We start from the raw sequence: 15,645 nt of genomic DNA on the forward strand, positions 1-15,645 counted from the left end.
GGCCATGATAGAGCCCAACGGGCCTGGCCCGACAGCCCCTCTCCGGCCTCCCCGGCGGCCCACCCGGCCGGTGCGGGTCGGCCCGGTGACGGTGGGGGGCGGTGCGCCCGTGTCGGTGCAGTCCATGACCAACACCGACACCCGGGACGTGGACGCCACCGTGGCCCAGATCGAGCGGCTGCGTGCGGCCGGGTGCGAGATCGTCCGGTGCGCCGTGCCCGACCAGGAGGCGGCCCGGGCGCTGGGGGAGATCCGTCGGCGGGTGCAGGTTCCGCTCATCGCGGACATCCACTTCGATCACCGGCTGGCCCTGGCCGCCCTGGAGGCCGGGGTGGACGGGCTCCGGCTCAACCCGGGCAACATCGGTGCCCGGTGGAAGGTCGAGGAGGTGGTGCGGGCGGCCCGGGAGCGGGCGGTGCCGATCCGGATCGGCGTGAACGCGGGCAGCCTGTCCAAGGAGTTGCTGGCCCGCCACGGAGGCCCCACCCCCCAGGCCCTGGTGGAGAGCGCGCTGGGGCACGTCCGGATCCTGGAGGACCTGGGGTATCGGGAGATCAAGGTGAGCCTCAAGGGCTCCCGGGTGCCCCACACGGTGGCGGCGTACCGGCTCCTGGCCGACCGGTGCGACTACCCGTTCCACGTGGGCATCACCGAGGCGGGCACGCCGCTGCGCGGAGCGGTCAAGAGCGGCGCGGGCCTGGGGATCCTGTTCTGGCTGGGCCTCGGCGACACCGTGCGGGTGAGCCTCACCGGGGACCCGGTGGAGGAGGTGCGGGTCGCCTGGTGGATCCTGGGCGCGCTGGAGCTGCGGCAGCGGGGCATCAACCTGATCTCGTGCCCCACCTGCGGCCGCACCCGGGTGGCCCTGGTCCGGCTCGCCACCGAGGTGGAGCGCCGGCTGGCCCACGTGCAGGCCCCCCTCACCGTGGCCGTGATGGGCTGCGAGGTGAACGGTCCCGGCGAGGCCCGGGAGGCCGACGTGGGGGTGGCCTGCGGCAAGGGAGTGGGGCTGCTGTTCCGCCGGGGCGAGGTGGTGAGGAAGGTCCCCGAGGCCGAGATCGTGGACGCCCTCGTGGCCCTGGTAGAGGAGGATGCAGGGCGGCGCGGTGGTTAGAGGCGGCCAAGTCTCTTCCGTCCCTGAGGGCTCTTTCGTCCCTACAGCCCCAACGACGAGCGACCAAAGACTGACGACCAACAACCGAAGTTACACGGAGTGCACCCATGGACCGGTATTCGACGTTGTTCTTGCCGACGCTTCGGGAGGACCCGGCCGAGGCCGAGGTGGTGAGCCACCGGCTAATGTTCCGGGCCGGCATGATCCGAAAGCTGGCGGCCGGCATCTACTCCTACCTTCCCATGGGCCTGCGGGTGCTGAGGAAGGTGGAGCGGATCGTCCGTGAGGAGATGAACCGCGCCGGGGCCCAGGAGGTGCTGCTGCCCGCGGTGCAGCCGGCCGACCTGTGGAAGGAGTCGGGCCGGTGGAGCTACTACGGGCCGGAGCTCCTGCGGTTCGAGGACCGTAACGGCCGGGAGTGCTGCCTGGGGCCCACCCACGAGGAGGTGATCACCGACCTGGTGCGGGGACAGATCCAGTCCTACCGCCAGCTCCCCGTGAACCTGTACCAGATCCAGACCAAGTTCCGGGACGAGATCCGGCCCCGGTTCGGCGTGATGCGGGCCCGGGAGTTCATCATGAAGGACGCCTACTCCTTCGACGCCGACGACGCCGGCGCCGAGGAGAGCTACCGGAAGATGTACGAGGCCTACCGCCGCATCTTCGCCCGGTGCGGCCTGGAGTTCGTGGCCGTGGAGGCCGACACCGGCGCGATCGGCGGCAGCTTCTCCCACGAGTTCATGGTGCTGGCCGACTCCGGCGAGGACTCGGTGGCCGCCTGCCGGGCCTGCGGGTACGGCGCCAACGTGGAGAAGGCCGAGGTGAGGCCGCCGGAGCGGCCCGGGGCCGGCTCCGAGCCCGGCGCCATGGAGCTGGTGGAGACCCCCGGGTGCCGCACCATCGAGGAGGTGTGCGCGTTCCTCGGGGTGGAGCCCCGGCACACGATCAAGACCCTGCTGTTCGACACCGACAAGGGCACGGTGGCCGTGTGCGTGCGGGGGGACCACCAGGTCAACCCGATCAAGGTGAAGAACCTGGTCGACGCGAACACGGCCGAGCTGGCCTCGGAGGAGGTGGTCCAGCGGGTCACGGGCGCGGCCGTGGGGTACGCGGGGCCGGTGGGGCTGTCGGTGCCGGTGTACCTGGACCACGCCCTCCAGGAGGGGGTTGGGTACGTGGTGGGCGCCAACCGCTCCGACCACCACTACCGCAACGCGGTGGCCGGCCGGGACTTTCGGGTGGCCGGCTGGGCCGACCTGCGGGAGATCGAGGAGGGCGACCCCTGCCCCCGGTGCGGCGAGCCGGTCACGGTGCGCCGCGGCATCGAGGTGGGCCACATCTTCAAGCTGGGCACCAAGTACTCCGAGACCATGGGCGCCACGTTCCTGGACCGGGAGGGCAGGGAGCGGCCGTTCGTGATGGGGTGCTACGGCATCGGTGTGGGGCGCACCGTGGCCGCGGCCATCGAGCAGAACCACGACGAGAACGGCATCGTGTGGCCGGTGCCCATCGCGCCCTGGGAGGTGCTGATCCTGCCGATCCGGCCCGGGGACGAGGCCACCGCCCGGGCGGTGGACCAGATCGCCGCCGGCCTGGAGGAGCGGGGGGTGGAGGTTTTGGTGGACGACCGGGACGAGCGGCCCGGCGTGCGGTTCAAGGACGCGGACCTGATCGGCGTGCCCCTGCGCATCACCCTGGGGCCCCGCGGCCTCAAGGAAGGGGTGGCCGAGGTCAAGGAGCGGGCCACGGGCGCCGAGCACCGGGTGCCGCTGGCCGAGGTGGCGGCCTGGGCTGCCGAGTGGGTCGAGGCCCGGAGGACCCCGGCGTGACCGCCCGGGACCGGATCTGGTTCGCCCTTGACACCCCCACGGCCGACGAGGCCCGGCACTGGGCTCGGCGGCTGCGGGGCGAGGTGGGCGGCCTCAAGGTGGGGCTGGAGCTGTTCGTGGCGGCCGGCCCCGGGCTGGTGCAGGACCTGGTGGCGGACGGCTGGCCGGTGTTCCTGGACCTCAAGTTCCACGACATCCCCAACACCATGGCCGGCGCGGCCCGGGCGGCGGGCCGCCTGGGGGTGCGGCTGGTGAACGTGCACGCCCTGGCGGGTCGGGCGGGGATGGCCCGGGCGGCCGAGGCCGCCCGGGAGGGGGCCCGGGAGGCCGGCGTGCCCGCGCCGCGGGTCCTGGCCGTCACCGTCTTGACCAGCCACGGCCCGGACGACCTGGAGGCCGTGGGCCTGGAGGGCCCTCCGGAGGAGGCCGTGCTGCGGCTGGCCGGGCTGGCCCGGCTGGCCGGGTGTGACGGGGTGGTGGCCTCGGCCCGGGAGGCCCCGGCGATCCGGGCGTCGTGGAGCGAGGCGGTCATCGTGACCCCGGGCATCCGACCCGCCGGGGCCCGACGGGGCGACCAGGCCCGGGTGACCACCCCGGCCGGGGCGATGGCGGCCGGGGCCGATCACATCGTGGTGGGCCGGCCCATCCGGGAGGCGGCCGACCCCGTGGCAGCGGCCCGGGCCCTGGTGGCCGAGGTGGCCGAGGCCCTGGGGCGGGGGGCATGAGCGACTGGGTGCTCGGACGGCGGGGGGTGCGCGAGCACCTCGTCCACGCCCCCGACACGGCCCGGGCCCTGTGGGTGGCCCGGGGGAGCCGGGTGCCCCGGAACGTGATCGCGGCCGCCGAGGGGCTGGGGCTGCCGGTGCGGCAGTGCGCCCGCCACGAGCTCACCGCCCGGGTGGGGTCCGAGCGCCATCAGGGCGTGGCCCTGGAGGTGGGGGGGTGGTCGTACGCCGACCCGGAAGACCTCTTGGCCCGGGTGGGGCAGGCTCCGGTGCCCCTGGTGGTGGCCCTGGACTGCGTCCAGGACCCCAGGAACCTGGGGGCGGTGCTCCGGGTCGTGGACGGGGTCGGAGCGGCCGGGGTGGTGATCCCCAAGGACCGGGCGGCCGGCCTGGGGCCGCTGGCGGCGCGGGCCGCGGCCGGTGCGGTGGCCACGGTGCCCGTGGCCCGGGTGGTCAACCTGGCCCGCACCCTGGACCGGTTTCGGGACGAGGGGCTCTGGGTGTACGGCGCGGCGGCCGAGGGCGACGACGTGTACTCCGTGGACCTGGACACCCCGGCGGTGTTGGTGCTGGGGGGCGAGCACGAGGGCATCCGGCCCAACGTACGCCGCCGGTGCGACCGCATGGTGTCGCTGCCCATGGGGGGAAAGGTGAGCTCCCTCAACGTGGCCGTGGCCTGCGGCGTGCTCTGCTACGAGTTCCTCCGTCGGCGGCGCAGGCGGGACTGATACCGAGTTGCGTTCGAACAGAGATCCCTCTGGGGGGCTGGCTAGAGACTCGTGTCGCGTTTCCGAAATCTCGTGGTTTTCCCAGGGGGTGGGGCTGGGGGCCCCGCCTTCGCTGAACGGCCTCGCAGGGGCCGCCTCGGCGCGGTCCGCTGCGGCGCGTCAGCGCTCGCGCCGCGGCCGCTCCCCTGGCGCCGGGCGGCCCGGGCTGCTCGGCCGTCGCGCTTCGTCGGAGCCCCCAGCCCCACCCACGCAATCCGCAAGCGTTTTTGCGGAACGGAACACTAGAGACTAGACCATGCTTCCCGGGCCGTGAGGTGAAGGCGAAGAGGTGTGGTGGTTCCTAGAACGTGTGGGAATCCGGGAGGTTTTCAAGCCTTCTAGCCTTCCAGCCTCCCAGCCTTCTAGCGGAAGTCACATGGAGGCGGAGGTCGAGTGGGCGCACGCCGTAGGGTCTGGACCATCGCTCTGGTGCTCGTGGGGGTGGGGCTGTTCGCCGCAGGGTGCGGGGGCGGGGAACGCCGGCCCCGCCCCGGCCAGGCCCCGGGGTTTGCGATTTCCACCCTCGACGGAGACACGGTGCGGCTGGCCGACTACCCGGGCGCGGTGGTGCTCCTGGACTTCTGGGCCACCTACTGTGCACCGTGCAAACGGGTGCTGCGCCACGAGGTGGAGCTCCAGAAGAGGTACGGGCCGAAAGGGCTCCAGGTGATCTCGGTGGCCCTCGATCGCGACCCCGAGGCGGTGCGGGCCTACCTCCAGGAGAACCCCGTGAACTTCCCCGTGGCGCTCGCCAACGCGGAGATCCGGAAGGCCTACGGCGGGATCACCACCATCCCTTATATCGTGTTCATCGACCGGACCGGCCGCATCCGCTACCGGAAGATCGGGTTCGTGCCCGGCGACGAGGCGGAGATCGAGCGGTGGGTGGCCCGGCTGGTGGACGAGGGCACCGCACCTCTCGTGGGGCCGTGACCGGCGCTTTTCGATGGGCCGGCGGGCCCGGATCGGAATCTCCGATTTGACCCGATCGGCCGAACAGGCGCAGAACGTCCAACAGATCCCGAGGTTGGAGAAAGGAGGTGGAGAAATGGGTGATCGGTTGGACCGCGCAGCGCCCTTGGACCTCGGCCCGACTCCGGAAGAGTCTGGAACCACGCCGGCGTTCCTCGTCCTCTCCGACGCGATCGGCGCCGAGCCCGAGCTGGGGCCGATCCTCATGCGCTCGTTCCTGTCTGCCGTGGCCCAGGCCGAGGCGAAGCCCGCACGGATCCTGTTCCTGAACCGGGGCGTGCACCTCACCACCGAGGGGTCGCCGGTGCTGGACGTGCTCTCCGAGATCGAGCGGGCCGGGGTGGAACTGCTGTCCTGCGGGACCTGCTTGAAGTTCTTCGGCAAGCAGGAGGCCCTCCGGGTGGGTCGGGTCGGTACCATGCACGACACGGTGGAGACCCTGACCGGGCCCTACCGGGTCACCACCGTGACCTGACCCGGCATCTCGCGAGCCGCCCGCCAAGGAAGAGGTCTTTATGCCCGAGCAGCTCAAGATCGGTCTGGCGCTGGGGAGCGGGTCGGCCCGGGGATGGGCGCACCTGGGGGTGATCCGCGAGCTGGAGCGCCGGGGCATCCGGCCCCAGGTGGTGGCCGGCACCTCCATCGGGGCCCTGGTGGGGGCGGCCTACGCCCTGGGCAAGACCCGGGACCTGGAGGCCTGGGTCCGGCGTCTGACCCGGTGGGACGTGATCCGGTTCCTGGACATCCGGCTGACGGGCGGCGGGCTGATCGAGGGGGAGCGGCTTCGGGATTTCTTCTTGCAGCACGTGGCCGACGCGCCGATCGAGTCGCTGCCCGTGGCGTTCGCGGCCGTGGCCACCGACCTGCGCACCGGACGGGAGGTGTGGTTCCGCACCGGGTCGGTGGTGGAGGCGGTGCGGGCCTCGGTGGCCGTGCCCGGGCTGTTCACCCCGGCCCACGTGGACGGGGCGTGGTACGTGGACGGGGGCCTCACCAACCCGGTGCCGGTGGCCGTGTGCCGAGCCCTGGGCGCCGACGCGGTGATCGCGGTGGACCTGAACGCCGACATCGTGAGCCGCCACGTCCGCCCCGACCGGGAGGAGGGGCTGCTGAGCCGGGGGCCGGTCACGGAGTGGGTGCGGCAGGCGGCCGCCCGGCTGCCCGAGGGCTTTCGGGACCGGGCGGGCCAGGTGCTCACCTCGGTTCTGGGCCCCAAGGATCGGCCCGGGATCGTGGAGACCGTGGTGGCCTCGGTGAACATCATGCAGGCCCGGATCACCCGAAGCCGCATGGCCGGGGACCCCCCCGAGGTGCTGATCACCCCCCGGCTGGCCCACATCGGGCTCATGGAGTTCGAGCGGGGGGGCGAGGCGGTCAAGGAGGGCCGCGCGGCCGTCATCCGCGCGGCCGAGGCCCTGGAGGCCCTCATGGGGTGACGCCGCCGAGGCGGGCTGCCGCCCAGGCGCACTGGCCGTACGAGATGGCCCCGTCGTTGGGGGGGAGGAGCCGGGGGAGGCGGGGGGCGAGTCCCCGGCGCTCCAGTTCTCCGCACAAGAGCTCGAGGAACACCGCGTTCTGGAGGCAGCCCCCGGCCAGGAACACCTCCCCGACCTCCTCGGTCCCGGCGGCGGCCTCGGCCCCCCGGGCGAACAGGCGGGCGAGGGCCCGGTGGAACCCCAGGGCGGCCCGGGGCACGTCGCCCCCCGCGGCGGCCTCGTCGGCCAGGGCCCGCACGAGGGGCGCCGGGTCCAGGACCCAGGCCTCCCCCTCTCTCCGGACCTCCCCGTCGGGGTAGGCCGGGGCCGGGCCGGCGGCCCGGGCCGCTAAGGCCTCGAGCTCCATGGGGGCCTGGGCCGAGTAGCTCATGGCGCCCCGGAACCCCAGGATGGCGGCGGCCGCGTCGAACAGCCGGCCGCACGAGGAGGTGGCCGGTGCGTTCACCCCCCGTTCCATCATGCGTTCGAGCCCGTCGCGAAGCACCGGCGAGAGGTCTGCGAAGCAGGGAAGGTCCAGGCGGACCCAGGCAGCCCCCATCGCCCGTCGCAGGTGGCTCGCCGCCATCCGCCAGGGCTCACGGGCCGCCCGGTCCCCCCCCGGCTGGGGCACCCGGGCCAGGTGGCCCACCCTGCGGTAGGCCCCGGGCCGGCCCGCAAGGATCTCTCCCCCCCACAGGGTCCCGTCGGTGCCGTAGCCGAGCCCGTCCAGGGTGAGCACCAGGGCGTCCCGGTCCCAGGCGGCGTGCTCGGCCATCACGGCCGCGGCGTGGGCCTCGTGGTGCTGTACCTCCACCACGGCCGCCCCCCGGGCCGCCCAGGTCTGAGCGTATCGGCTCGATCGGTACCCCGGGTGGAGGTCCCGCGCCACCACCTGCGGCTCCACCCGTAGGAGGTCCAGCAGGTGCCGGATCCCCCGGCGGTACCCCTGCTCCACCTCGATGTTCTTGAGGTCCCCCACGTGGGGCCCCGGGTAGGCGAAGTCGCCCCGCACCACGCAGAAGGTGTTGGCCAGTTCCGCGCCCAGGCCCAGGAGGACCCGGCCCGATGGGTTGGCCAGGGGGATCGGGGCAGGGGCGTAGCCCCGGGCACGGCGGATCAGGATCGGGCCCCGGGCCGTGGTCTTGGTCACGCTGTCGTCCACCCGGTGAAGGATCGGGCGGTCGTGGACCAGGTGCCGGTCCGCCACCCCGGCCAGCCGGTCCCTGGCCTCGTCCCACGAGGCCAGGATCGGCTCGTCGCTGCGGTTGCCGCTGGTCATCACCAGGGCCCGGAACCCTCCTCGCCGGAACAGCAGGTGGTGCAGGGGGGTGTAGGGCAGGAACAGGCCGACCCGGTCTTGACCCGGCGCCACCGACGGAGCCAAACCCGCCTCCGGCCGCGCAGGCACGAGAACGATGGGAGCCTCGGGCCCGGTGAGCAGGGCCTCGGCCTCCGGGGGCACCCGGGCCAGATCCCGTGCCGCGGCCAGGTCCGGCACCATCAGGGCGAACGGCTTCGCGGGCCGGTGCTTGCGCCGCCGCAGCTCGGCCACCGCGGCCTCGCAGAAGGGGTCGCACACCAGATGGAACCCTCCCAGCCCCAGCACGGCCAGGACTCCCGCCCGGCGGATCGTCTCCACGGCTCCGTCCAGGGGGTCGCCTGCCAGGACCGAACCCTGGTCGTCCAGGAGCGACAGGCTCGGCCCGCACTCGGGGCAGGCGTTGGGCTGGGCGTGGAACCGGCGTGAGTCGGGGTCCTCGTACTCGGCCCGGCACCGGTCGCACATGGCGAACCCGGCCATGGAGGTGCGGGTTCGGTCATAGGGCAGCGCCGCGATGATCGTGTACCGCGGGCCGCAGTCCGTGCAGTTCAGGAAGGGGTAGCCGTGCCGGCGGTCGGCCGGATCGAACAGCTCTTGCAGACAGGCGGGGCAGGTGGCGATGTCGGGGGGTACCACGGCCGCGGCCACGGGGTCCTCCCGGCTGGCCCGGATCTCGAAGCCCGCCTCGGGGCGAGCCGGGCGAGGCTCCTCGTGCACGGCCAGGATCCGGGCCATGGGCGGGGGGCGCTCCAGGAGCGTCCGGCGGAACGCCTCGACCTGCCGGGCCGAACCCTGGACCTCCACCTCCACGCCCCGGGTCGTGTTCTCCACGTGGCCGACGAGGCCCAGGCCCCGGGCGGTGCGGGCCACGAAGGGCCGAAACCCCACCCCCTGGACGATCCCCTGAACCCGGAAGAACCGGCGGACGACGTCGTGCTCGCTCATGGGCCCGAACGAAAAAGCCGGGGTCACAGGGGACCCCGGCTCTTTCTCCGGCGACGGGGATCGGGCTTAGGCCTCGTCCTCGGGCACCGGGGCGTCCACCGGGCAGACCTCGGCGCAGGTGCCGCAGTCCACGCACACGTCGGGGTCGATCACGTACTTGTCCTCGCCCTCGGTGATCGCCTCGACCGGGCACTCGTCCACGCAGTCGCCGCACTTTTCGCACTTGTCCAGAATCACATACGCCATTTTTGTCCTCCTTCCGCTTTGGTTTCTGGGCCTGGGGCCCGGACACGGGCGGCAGGATGGCGCACCGGTCCCGGGTCTGTCAAGCCCCTTCTCGGTGTTCCGAGGGGCCCTCGGGCTTCTTCCGCCTCTGGTCGTGGCGCAGCATCTCCTCGGTGCGGGCGCGGGCCTCGGCCTCGCGGGCGGCCAGGGCCTGCTTGGCCTGGAGGAACGCCTGAAACGCGGCCGTGGCCCGCTCGAACAGCTCCGGGTCGCGCTCCTGCACCGTGTAGAGGCGGTTGGTGTCGAACACCCGGTCCTCGCCCCGATACTCGGAGAACAGGGTCTTGAACAGCTCGCGGACCTCGGGCTGGGACTCGGGAACCTGATCCAGCAGCAGCCTCAGGTCCTCGCGCCGGGCCTTGCGGGCTTCGGACAGCTCGATGGCCTTCACGGCGTCGGGGCCCACGCACGAGGCGGCCGAGGGGCACCACTTGGCGCAGCCCAGGTCCATGCGGTCGTTGAACACCACCTCGCCGCAGCTCTTGCACCGGCGCCGGACCTCGTCCTTGAAGAACTCGATCAGGTTGTGGCACTTGGGGCACTCCACGTCGAAGATGGCGTCGTGGCCCCACATCTGGGTGTCTTGGCCGGGGCACTTGCTCATGGCGATCTCCTTGGGGGCTGTCGGCCCGGCCCGGGGGCCGGTGCCGCGTTCTCGCCTCCCATTGTACCCCGTGTTCCGGCTCCTGCTTTGATCCGGGTCAACGAAGGCCGTTTTCCCCGCCCTCGGCCACCGCCTCCAGGGCCCCCCGGTCCAGGATCTTCACGAACCGGCCCCGGACCTCGATCCACCCGGCCTCCCGGAACTTCCTCAGGGTGCGCGACAGGGTCTCGCCCGCGGTGCCCAGCTGGCTGGCCAGCTCGGCCTTGGTGATGTCCAGGTCCCAGAAGTCGCGGCCCTTCTCCCTCGAGGTCGAGAGGAACCACCGGGCCAGGCGCGCGGGCACGTCCTTGAGGGACAGATCCTCGATCCGGTCCACGAACTGGCGCAGGTAGCGGCTGAGGGCCGCGATCATGGCCAGGCTGATGGCGGGGTCGTCGCGCAGCAACCCCATGAACGCCGCCTTCGGCAGCAGCAGCGCCCGGGACTTCTCCAGGGCCTCGGCGAACGCGGGGTAGCCGCCGGGCATGAACACGGCCGCCTCGGCAAAGGTCTGACCCGGCCGGACCACGTGGAGGATGTGCTCCCGGCCGTCCGCGCCGAGCCGGTAGAGCTTCACCCGGCCCCGGAGCAGGATGAAGATCCCCTCCACCGGGTCCCCCTCCCGGAAGATCACGTCCCGGCGCTTGGCCTCCACCACCCGGGCGATCGCCCGCACCCGCTCGAGCTGGGCCCCGTCGAGGCCTGCAAAAAGGGGGATTCCGCGCAGTTCCTCAGGGGTGACCTCCATCGGCGCCTCCCAGTGGTCTTGGTCGACGGTCGCCCGTCGACGGTCATCGGTCGAGAATTCGTGGACCATCGGCACTTCCGGGCCGTTGTCGGGCTGCCCGGCAGGCTCCATGGCCCCCCGGGGTCTCGGCGCCGGGCCGGGATCTCCGGGGTTCATCGGTTTCGACCGGCGACCAGGTTGCCGGAAAACCTGACCGAAGTAGACGTTGTTCCCCATAACCCCCTCCCGTGTCAAGGGCGTCCGGCTTTCCCCCCGGGGGAAAACGATTTATGATTTCGGTCGTCGGTGGGAGCCGTACCGGAGCGTTCCACCCGCGGAGCCTGGGGGAGGGAAGGCCCTCGAACCCACCCCGGCAGGCCGGACCCATGACGGGCGATCAAGAACCAGCGACCGACGACCGGAGACCCAACAAACCCATGTCCTCCCTTTGGATTCCCGAGACCCTGGACTACGTGGGGCCGATCTACCGGCCGCCGAGCGAGGCCCGCTCGATCATCCTGCAGGCCACGGTGGGGTGCGCCCACAATCGGTGCACCTTCTGCGTGAGCTACAAGACCAAGGGCCGGTTCCGGATCAAGGACCGCGCCGTGATCGAGGCCGACCTGGACAAGGCGGCCCGCCTGTACCCGGGGGTGAAGCGGCTGTTCGTGGCCGACGGCGACGCCCTGATCATGCCCATGCGGGAGTGGCGGTGGCTGCTGCCGGCGATCCGCGAGAATCTGCCCTGGGTGGAGCGGGTGGGCGCCTACACCACGGCCCGGGCCGTGCGGAAGAAGACCGACGAGGACCTGCGCTGGCTCCGGGAGAACGGCCTGGGCATCCTGTACCTGGGCCTGGAGAGCGGGGACGACGAGACCCTGCGGTACGTCAAGAAGGACTCCGACTCGGCCCAGATGATCGAGGCGGCCCGCCGGATCCGGCGGGCCGGCATCCTCTTGTCGGTCACGGTGCTCCTGGGGATCGCGCCGCCGGGCCGGAGCCTGGAGCACGCCCGGGAGACCGGACGGGTGCTCACCGCCATGGACCCGGAGTACGTGGGCGCGCTGTCGGTGATCGTGTGCGAGGGCACCGAGCTGGCCGGGCAGGTGGCCCGGGGCGAGCACCACGTGCCCTCGCCCCCCGAGCTCCTCGAGGAGCTAAGGGAGATGCTGGCCGCCACCCACATGACCCACGGGCTGTTCATGGCCAACCACGCCTCCAACTACCTGCCCTTGAAGGTGCGCATGCCCGGCGAGAAGGAAGAGGCCCTGGCGCTGCTGGATGCCGCCCGGTCCGGCCTGGTGCCCCTGCGGCCCGAGGAGCACCGGGCCCTGTGATCCGTTTGGGCCCCGCCGGCCCTCCTTCCCCTGATCCCTGGAGAGATCGATGAGCGAACCCGCCTACCAACCCTTGTCCGACGCCGAGTTCCGGCGGTTCCGGGGCACCGACGGCTACGTGGCCTCCCGGGCCCTGCAGGACGCCGTGAACGTGGCCCTGGCCCTGGAGCGGCCGCTGCTGCTCAAGGGCGAGCCCGGAACGGGCAAGACCCTGCTGGCCCACCACATCGCCCGGGCCCTGGGGCTCGAGCTGATCGTGTGGAACGTGAAGTCCACCACCAAGGCCCGAGACGGCCTGTACGTGTACGACACCGTCCAGCGCCTCAACGACGCCCGGTTCGGCGACGGCGACGTGCGCGACATCCGCCGCTACATCAAGCTGGGCCCCCTGGGCCGGGCGTTCGCGAGCCCCCAGAGGGTGGTGCTGCTGATCGACGAGATCGACAAGGCCGACATCGAGTTCCCCAACGACCTGCTCCAGGAGCTCGACGAGATGCGCTTCGTCGTGCTGGAGACCGGCGACGAGGTGAAGGCCCGGGAGCGGCCCGTGGTGGTGGTGACCTCCAACGCGGAGAAGGAGCTGCCCGACGCGTTCCTGCGGCGGTGCGTGTTCCACTACATCGACTTCCCCGACGAGGCCCAGATGCGGGCCATCGTGGACGTGCACTTCCCCGGGCTTCCCGAGGCGCTGCTGGCCCGAGCCCTGCAGGTCTTCTTCGCCCTGCGCGAGGTCCCGGGCCTGCGGAAGCGGCCCTCCACCTCGGAGCTCCTGGACTGGATCCGGGTGCTCCTGGCCAGCGGCGCCCGCCTGCCCGACGAGGCCACCGTGGCCCCGGACCGGGTGCCGTTCCTGGGCACCTTGATCAAGCTCCAGGAGGACGTGGACACCCTGGCCCGCCGGTCGTCCCGGCCGGCGGACGTGCGCACGGCCGGCCGGCGCTACTTCCGGTGAGGCCGCGGGCGCCGGCCATGTTCCTGCCCCTCTTCTACACCCTCAAGGCCCTGGGGGTGCCGGTGAGCCCCACCGAGTGGCTCGCCCTGACCGAGGCCCTGGCCAAGGGGCTGCACCGGGACAGCCTGACCGACTTCTACTACCTGGCCCGCAGCCTCCTGGTGAAGGACGTGGCCCACTACGACGCCTTCGACCAGGCGTTCGCCCACTGCTTCCGGGGGGGCGGCCTGCCCGACGACCTGGCCACCAAGGAGCAGATCCTGGAGTGGCTGTCCGATCCCCGGTCGCCCCTGCGGCTCCCGCCCGAGGAGCTGGAGCGGATGCGGCGCCTCAGCCTGGAGGAGCTGCTGCGGGAGCTGGAGGACCGGCTCCGCACCCAGAAGGAGGCCCACCACGGGGGCCACCACTGGATCGGCACGGGCGGCACCAGCCCGTTCGGCAGCCGGGGCAGCCACCCCAGCGGCATCTCGTTCGACCCGGAGGGCGGGGGAGGGGGGGGCGCCGTGCTCCAGGCGTTCCAGCGCAGGTACCGAAACCTGCGCAACGACCTCACGCTCGACGTGCGCCAGATCGGGGTGGCCCTGAAGAAGCTCCGGGACCTCCGGCACACGGGCAGCGAGGAGGTCTTGGACGTGGAGGCCACCATCGACCGCACCTGCCGCAACGCCGGCGAGATCGAGCTGGTGTTCACCCGCGAGAGGGAGAATCAAGTGCGGCTGCTCCTGGCCATGGACACGGGCGGGTCCATGGAGCCGTACCGGGAGCTGTCGGAGCGGCTGTTCTCCGCGGCCCACGGCATCAACCACTTCAAGGACTTCCGAGCCTTCTACTTCCACAACTGCATCTACGAGAACCTGTACGTGGACCTGGAGGCCGACGAGTTCGTGCCCACCGACGATGTGATCCGGGAGTACGGCCGGCGCTACCGGCTGATCATCGTGGGCGATGCGGCCATGGCCCCCTATGAACTGCTGATCCCCAACGGTACGCTGGAGCGGATGCGTCGCTCCAACGTCAAGGGCATCGACCGCCTGCGGGCCCTGGCCGAGGCGTTCCCCAAGCGGGCCTGGCTCAACCCGATCCCGGAGGACTCGTGGGGGTACTACGACACCATCGCCACGGTGGCGGGCCTGTTCCCCATGTTCCCCCTGACCCTGGAGGGGTTGGACCGGGCGGTGAAAGCCCTCCTGTAGGGGGGCCGAGGCCCCGGGATCTTTTCGCAACATGCCCAAGCGTCTGTTCCTGAAAGTCGGCGACCTGGTGTACCACCGCGACTGCCGCGCCTGGGGGGTGGGCCGGGTGGTGGAGGTGCGCACCTCCACCCTCGACGGGGGGCCGTCCCTGGTGCGCATCCGGTTCCAGGACGGCCAGGAGCGCACCTTCTTCAACGACCTGTCCGAGCCCAACTGCTGCTACTACCGGGGGATCCGGTTCTACCGGGGGTGAGCGGCGGTGGCACCGCCGCCGGGGGGCTCAATCCACGCCCTGGGCGGGTGGTAGGTGGGCCGTTCTCAAGCGGACCCGGGCTCCGGCAGGATCTGGTTTTGGAACTCGGCCACCACCTGCTCGCCGCGCCGCAGGAACGCCGCGGGGCATCCCCACACGTTGCACAGGGCCAGAACGTCGCTCCATCGGGGCGACGGCGTCAGGAACAGGGCCACGTACGACGCACCGGCACGGCAGTCGTGGGGGGCGAGCACCGGAAGCTCGGCCCGACACTCCGGGCAGCAGATCCCGAGCACCGCTCCGGACCGAAACGGCGCCTCCACGACCTTCCGCTTGTCCCCGCCGAAGGGGCTGAGGAACACCCGGCCCTCGGTCCGGCCGTCCCGGCACAGCAGGCCGATGCCCGGCCGGCCCCGGAACCTGGGGTGGTCGGGGCGGATCAAAGGGTGGCCGGCGGGGCAGTAGGCCCGCGTCACGAGGAGCTCCGGGCTGGCGTACGAAGCGTCCGAGGACGGGGAAGGGAGCGGTTCCGGAAACCGGAGTCGACCGGCTGTGTCGTAGATCCACATGGGACACCAAACGCGGGTTGGAGGAGTGGTGGGGGTGGGGCCCTTTCTTTTCGGCTACTCCAGCCTATCACAAAGGCACAAAAAAGGAAGTGTTTGTGTCACATGGGCACATGCAAATACTGTTTGGTATGGTTTTCGCCCAAAAAACGACCCCGGCCGCAGCCGGGGTCGTTCCGTATGCTCCGAAGAGGATCAGGCCGCCTGCTGGGTTTTCAGGGCCTGGACCTGCCGGGTCAGCCGCGAGATGTGGCGTGCGGCCTTGTTCCGATGGATCACACCCTTGATCACGGCCCGGTGGAGATAGGGCGCGGCCTTCTGGAGAGCGGCCTCGGCCTGCTCCACGTCACCGGCGGCCACGGCCATGCGCACCGCCTTGATCAGGTTTCGGTAGCGGGTGCGAACCGCCTTGTTGCGGAGGCGGCGCTTCTCGTCCTGTTTGATCTTCTTGAGGGCAGACTTGTGATTCGCCACGGGGTCCTCCTCCCGTTTCTGTGCTGGTTTTCCAGGTCTTCGGGAAAACGGACTTCTACCACCCGGG

The 15,645-nt window shown here is 71.8% G+C and carries 17 protein-coding genes; 11 read left to right on the forward strand and 6 right to left on the reverse strand.

Annotation, left to right across the window (positions count from 1 at the left end; translation table 11 throughout):
• Nucleotides 1-4: 4 nt before the first annotated feature.
• The 7 genes from ispG to rssA all read left to right on the forward strand — a co-directional run bounded on the left by ispG (nucleotide 5) and on the right by rssA (nucleotide 6,843).
• Nucleotides 5-1,114 (forward strand): flavodoxin-dependent (E)-4-hydroxy-3-methylbut-2-enyl-diphosphate synthase, encoded by a 1,110-nt coding sequence (gene ispG / locus DEFCA_RS0100525; RefSeq protein WP_025321096.1) that lies wholly within the window; start codon nucleotides 5-7, stop codon nucleotides 1,112-1,114.
• A gap of 107 nt (nucleotides 1,115-1,221) precedes the next feature.
• Nucleotides 1,222-2,943: a proline--tRNA ligase gene (locus tag DEFCA_RS0100530; RefSeq protein ID WP_025321097.1), complete on the forward strand. Its 1,722-nt coding sequence runs from the start codon at nucleotides 1,222-1,224 to the stop codon at nucleotides 2,941-2,943.
• Entirely contained in the window at nucleotides 2,940-3,668 is a 729-nt protein-coding gene (gene pyrF, locus DEFCA_RS0100535; protein ID WP_025321098.1) for an orotidine-5'-phosphate decarboxylase, read from the forward strand. Before DEFCA_RS0100530 ends, pyrF begins: the two co-directional genes overlap by 4 nt.
• Nucleotides 3,665-4,396, forward strand: coding sequence for a 23S rRNA (guanosine(2251)-2'-O)-methyltransferase RlmB (gene rlmB, locus DEFCA_RS0100540; RefSeq protein ID WP_025321099.1), 732 nt, complete (start codon nucleotides 3,665-3,667; stop codon nucleotides 4,394-4,396). Before pyrF ends, rlmB begins: the two co-directional genes overlap by 4 nt.
• Before the next feature lie 432 nt (nucleotides 4,397-4,828).
• Entirely contained in the window at nucleotides 4,829-5,368 is a 540-nt protein-coding gene (locus DEFCA_RS0100545) for a TlpA family protein disulfide reductase (protein WP_025321100.1), read from the forward strand.
• 115 nt (nucleotides 5,369-5,483) lie between these two features.
• Nucleotides 5,484-5,882 (forward strand): sulfurtransferase-like selenium metabolism protein YedF, encoded by a 399-nt coding sequence (gene yedF, locus DEFCA_RS0100550; protein WP_025321101.1) that lies wholly within the window; start codon nucleotides 5,484-5,486, stop codon nucleotides 5,880-5,882.
• A gap of 40 nt (nucleotides 5,883-5,922) precedes the next feature.
• Nucleotides 5,923-6,843 (forward strand): patatin-like phospholipase RssA, encoded by a 921-nt coding sequence (rssA, locus tag DEFCA_RS0100555; RefSeq protein ID WP_025321102.1) that lies wholly within the window; start codon nucleotides 5,923-5,925, stop codon nucleotides 6,841-6,843.
• On the opposite strand, the gene hypF is transcribed toward rssA, so the two are convergent.
• From hypF to DEFCA_RS0100575, 4 genes are all read right to left on the reverse strand, one after another.
• A complete protein-coding gene (gene hypF, locus DEFCA_RS0100560; protein ID WP_025321103.1) occupies nucleotides 6,833-9,148 on the reverse strand; it encodes a carbamoyltransferase HypF in 2,316 nt (771 codons plus the stop codon). The two genes, rssA and hypF, sit on opposite strands and share 11 nt — an antisense overlap.
• Before the next feature lie 66 nt (nucleotides 9,149-9,214).
• The gene (locus DEFCA_RS0100565) at nucleotides 9,215-9,394 is read right to left on the reverse strand and encodes a DUF362 domain-containing protein (RefSeq protein ID WP_025321104.1); all 180 of its coding nucleotides are present in this window, start codon (nucleotides 9,392-9,394) and stop codon (nucleotides 9,215-9,217) included.
• A gap of 79 nt (nucleotides 9,395-9,473) precedes the next feature.
• On the reverse strand, nucleotides 9,474-10,037 hold the full coding sequence (locus DEFCA_RS20065) for a hypothetical protein (protein ID WP_025321105.1): 564 nt from the start codon (nucleotides 10,035-10,037) through the stop codon (nucleotides 9,474-9,476).
• A 97-nt stretch (nucleotides 10,038-10,134) separates the two neighbouring features.
• Nucleotides 10,135-10,824 (reverse strand): Crp/Fnr family transcriptional regulator, encoded by a 690-nt coding sequence (locus tag DEFCA_RS0100575; RefSeq protein ID WP_025321106.1) that lies wholly within the window; start codon nucleotides 10,822-10,824, stop codon nucleotides 10,135-10,137.
• Nucleotides 10,825-11,240: 416 nt separating this feature from the next.
• Between DEFCA_RS0100575 and DEFCA_RS0100580 the strand changes: the two genes are divergently transcribed.
• Genes DEFCA_RS0100580 through DEFCA_RS0100595 form a run of 4 tightly spaced genes read left to right on the forward strand, consistent with a single transcriptional unit; the run spans nucleotide 11,241 to nucleotide 14,538 of the window.
• A complete protein-coding gene (locus tag DEFCA_RS0100580; RefSeq protein WP_245693404.1) occupies nucleotides 11,241-12,140 on the forward strand; it encodes a radical SAM protein in 900 nt (299 codons plus the stop codon).
• A gap of 49 nt (nucleotides 12,141-12,189) precedes the next feature.
• A complete protein-coding gene (locus DEFCA_RS0100585; RefSeq protein WP_051463167.1) occupies nucleotides 12,190-13,092 on the forward strand; it encodes an AAA family ATPase in 903 nt (300 codons plus the stop codon).
• Nucleotides 13,093-13,109: 17 nt separating this feature from the next.
• The gene (locus tag DEFCA_RS0100590) at nucleotides 13,110-14,285 is read left to right on the forward strand and encodes a vWA domain-containing protein (RefSeq protein WP_025321109.1); all 1,176 of its coding nucleotides are present in this window, start codon (nucleotides 13,110-13,112) and stop codon (nucleotides 14,283-14,285) included.
• A 31-nt stretch (nucleotides 14,286-14,316) separates the two neighbouring features.
• Entirely contained in the window at nucleotides 14,317-14,538 is a 222-nt protein-coding gene (locus DEFCA_RS0100595; RefSeq protein WP_025321110.1) for a hypothetical protein, read from the forward strand.
• Nucleotides 14,539-14,603: 65 nt separating this feature from the next.
• Here the strand turns inward: DEFCA_RS0100595 and DEFCA_RS0100600 are convergent, their stop codons facing one another.
• Both DEFCA_RS0100600 and rpsT read right to left on the reverse strand, forming a co-directional pair.
• The gene (locus tag DEFCA_RS0100600; protein WP_025321111.1) at nucleotides 14,604-15,014 is read right to left on the reverse strand and encodes a hypothetical protein; all 411 of its coding nucleotides are present in this window, start codon (nucleotides 15,012-15,014) and stop codon (nucleotides 14,604-14,606) included.
• A gap of 285 nt (nucleotides 15,015-15,299) precedes the next feature.
• A complete protein-coding gene (gene rpsT / locus DEFCA_RS0100605) occupies nucleotides 15,300-15,578 on the reverse strand; it encodes a 30S ribosomal protein S20 (RefSeq protein WP_025321112.1) in 279 nt (92 codons plus the stop codon).
• Between the last annotated feature and the right edge of the window lie 67 nt (nucleotides 15,579-15,645).

Origin of the sequence: Deferrisoma camini S3R1 (assembly GCF_000526155.1) — a bacterium.
Lineage (GTDB): Bacteria > Desulfobacterota > Deferrisomatia > Deferrisomatales > Deferrisomataceae > Deferrisoma > Deferrisoma camini.

What these genes read in the sequence shown, in the direction of transcription:
- DEFCA_RS20065 (WP_025321105.1), bottom strand. Translation starts at nt 10,037, where the DNA reads ATGAGCAAGTGCCCCGGCCAAGACACCCAGATGTGGGGCCACGACGCC.
- rssA (WP_025321102.1), top strand. Translation starts at nt 5,923, where the DNA reads ATGCCCGAGCAGCTCAAGATCGGTCTGGCGCTGGGGAGCGGGTCGGCC.
- DEFCA_RS0100590 (WP_025321109.1), top strand. Translation starts at nt 13,110, where the DNA reads ATGTTCCTGCCCCTCTTCTACACCCTCAAGGCCCTGGGGGTGCCGGTG.
- ispG (WP_025321096.1), top strand. Translation starts at nt 5, where the DNA reads ATGATAGAGCCCAACGGGCCTGGCCCGACAGCCCCTCTCCGGCCTCCC.
- DEFCA_RS0100585 (WP_051463167.1), top strand. Translation starts at nt 12,190, where the DNA reads ATGAGCGAACCCGCCTACCAACCCTTGTCCGACGCCGAGTTCCGGCGG.
- DEFCA_RS0100575 (WP_025321106.1), bottom strand. Translation starts at nt 10,824, where the DNA reads ATGGAGGTCACCCCTGAGGAACTGCGCGGAATCCCCCTTTTTGCAGGC.
- DEFCA_RS0100530 (WP_025321097.1), top strand. Translation starts at nt 1,222, where the DNA reads ATGGACCGGTATTCGACGTTGTTCTTGCCGACGCTTCGGGAGGACCCG.
- yedF (WP_025321101.1), top strand. Translation starts at nt 5,484, where the DNA reads ATGGGTGATCGGTTGGACCGCGCAGCGCCCTTGGACCTCGGCCCGACT.
- hypF (WP_025321103.1), bottom strand. Translation starts at nt 9,148, where the DNA reads ATGAGCGAGCACGACGTCGTCCGCCGGTTCTTCCGGGTTCAGGGGATC.
- rlmB (WP_025321099.1), top strand. Translation starts at nt 3,665, where the DNA reads ATGAGCGACTGGGTGCTCGGACGGCGGGGGGTGCGCGAGCACCTCGTC.
- DEFCA_RS0100595 (WP_025321110.1), top strand. Translation starts at nt 14,317, where the DNA reads ATGCCCAAGCGTCTGTTCCTGAAAGTCGGCGACCTGGTGTACCACCGC.
- DEFCA_RS0100565 (WP_025321104.1), bottom strand. Translation starts at nt 9,394, where the DNA reads ATGGCGTATGTGATTCTGGACAAGTGCGAAAAGTGCGGCGACTGCGTG.
- DEFCA_RS0100580 (WP_245693404.1), top strand. Translation starts at nt 11,241, where the DNA reads ATGTCCTCCCTTTGGATTCCCGAGACCCTGGACTACGTGGGGCCGATC.